This window comes from Corallococcus sp. 4LFB, assembly GCF_046520365.1.
In the GTDB taxonomy this organism is placed as follows: Bacteria; Myxococcota; Myxococcia; order Myxococcales; family Myxococcaceae; genus Corallococcus; species Corallococcus caeni.
On the sequence record NZ_JBKGHJ010000875.1, the window covers coordinates 1 to 1,974 of the forward strand.

Annotated in this window: 1 protein-coding gene and 2 pseudogenes; all 3 read left to right on the forward strand. The window is 72.3% G+C overall.

Translation table 11 applies throughout. The annotated features are described in order from the left end of the window. Window positions 1–271: pseudogene (locus ACLEQD_RS42210) on the forward strand ([cytidine(C)-cytidine(C)-adenosine (A)]-adding enzyme); the annotation flags it as partial. A 41-nt stretch (window positions 272–312) separates the two neighbouring features. After that, on the forward strand, window positions 313–1,413 hold the full coding sequence (gene mnmA / locus ACLEQD_RS42215) for a tRNA 2-thiouridine(34) synthase MnmA (protein WP_410391604.1): 1,101 nt from the start codon (window positions 313–315) through the stop codon (window positions 1,411–1,413). 193 nt (window positions 1,414–1,606) lie between these two features. After that, window positions 1,607–1,974 (forward strand): annotated as a pseudogene (locus ACLEQD_RS42220) (SPOR domain-containing protein); the annotation flags it as partial.

Below are 1,974 nucleotides of genomic sequence, written 5' to 3' on the forward strand. Positions count from 1 at the left end.
CCGCGTCCGGGTCCGGGCCCCGGAGCAGCTCCCGGCGCTGGAGGCGCTGGCCTCGCGTCTGGAGGCGCTGGCCGCCGCGAAGCCCCCCCTGTCCGCGAAGGAGCTGGCGCTCACCGGGGGCGACATCATGAAGACGCTGGGCATCGGCCCGTCGCCGAAGGTGGGCGAGGCGACCCGGTACCTGGTGGAGCTGGTGCTCGATGAGCCGTCGCTGAACACCGCCGACGCGCTCCGCGCCCGGCTCACGGCCTGGGCGGCGCGCGGTTCTTGAAACGGGGGCCTCCTCTCCGCCCGGAGGGCAGGGGAGGGGGCCTGGAGCGCCTCGGGCCGTGCGTCCCGGCCCGGAGGCGTGTAGGAAGGAGCCCCATGCGAGTCGTCGTTGCCATGAGCGGTGGGGTGGATTCCTCGGCCGCCGCCGCCCTGCTCAAGGAGCAGGGCCACGAGGTCATCGGCATCACCCTGCGCGTCTGGTCCTACGAGGGCAACGCGAAGTGTGGCAGCTGCTGCAGTCCGGACGACATCGACGACGCCCGCGCGGTGGCCCAGACGCTGGGCATCCCGTTCTACGTGGCCAACGCCGAGGAGATCTTCCAGGACCGGGTCGTCAATCCGTTCGTCCAGTCGTACCTGGGCGGCAAGACGCCCATCCCGTGCGTGAGCTGCAACCGCGACGTGAAGTTCAACTTCCTCCTCAAGCGCGCGCGCGCCCTGGGCGCCCGGCTGGCCACCGGCCACTACGCCCAGGTGGAGGAGGTGGACGGCCGCTTCCACCTGCGCCGCGCCGTGGACGCCGCCAAGGACCAGAGCTACTTCCTCTTCACGCTGGGCCAGGAGGAGCTCAAGGACGTCCTCTTCCCGGTGGGTCACCTCACCAAGACCGAGGTGCGCGCCGTCGCCGAGCGCCACCACCTGCCCACCACCCACAAGCCGGAGAGCATGGAGATCTGCTTCGTGCCCGACGGCGACTACGCCGGGTTCGTGGAGAAGGTCGCCGGCCCCCAGCCCTCCGGAGAGGTCGTGGATCCGGACGGCAGGGTGCTGGGTACGCACAACGGCATCCATCGCTTCACCGTGGGGCAGCGCAAGGGGCTCAACCTGGGCGGCGGCGAGGTGCGCTACGTGCAGCGCCTGGAGCCGGAGACGAACCGCGTCGTCGTGGGGCCCGCGGAGGGCACCGGCCGCGCGCAGTTCGGGCTGCTCCAGCCGCACTGGGTGGACGGGCCGCCCCCGCCGGAACAGGCCGTGGAGGTCCGCATCCGTCACCGCCACGCGGGCGCCCCGGGGCGGATCCACATCTCGCAGCACGGGCTCGTGTCGGTGAAGCTGGATGCGCCCGCGCGCGCCGTCACGCCGGGCCAGGCCGCGGTGGTCTACGACCGGGATCGCGTGCTCGGCGGCGGGTGGATCGTCTGATCCCACCCGGCGCGTCGTGCGCCTGCACCGCAGCCGTCGCCAGCGCCGCCGGGGCCTGACTTTGGGCCTCGCGCGCGTCGCTCCAACGTGGCCTCCGTGAATTTGACCCGCCTGGGGGTGGGGCGTAGCTTGCGCGCACGCTGTCGCTACAGGCCGTTACACGGCCCGAGCGCGCAATGAGGTTTGCCCCGCCATGCGTGACGCCCACCGGATGAAGGAGAAGTTCGACGTCTCGTTGGACAACCGGCAGATCGTCAGCCTGTTGATCGCCGGCATCGTCGTGATGGGCGCCGTGTTCGTGCTGGGCGTGGTGGTGGGCAAGAAGCTCTCCGGCGACGCGCAGACCGCCGCCGCCCCGGACCTGCTCTCCGCGCTGGACGCCAACGCGCAGGTCCTCCACGACGCGCGCCAGGAGCCGCCGCTCACCTTCCCGGACGAGCTCACCCGCAAGACGGCCTCGGAGTCCCTGCCGCCGCTGCCCAAGGCCGCCGCGAAGCCGGAGGCCCCCAAGGCCGCCGCGAAGCCGAGCCCAGCCGCCGTGAAGCCCAAGGCTGCCACCGA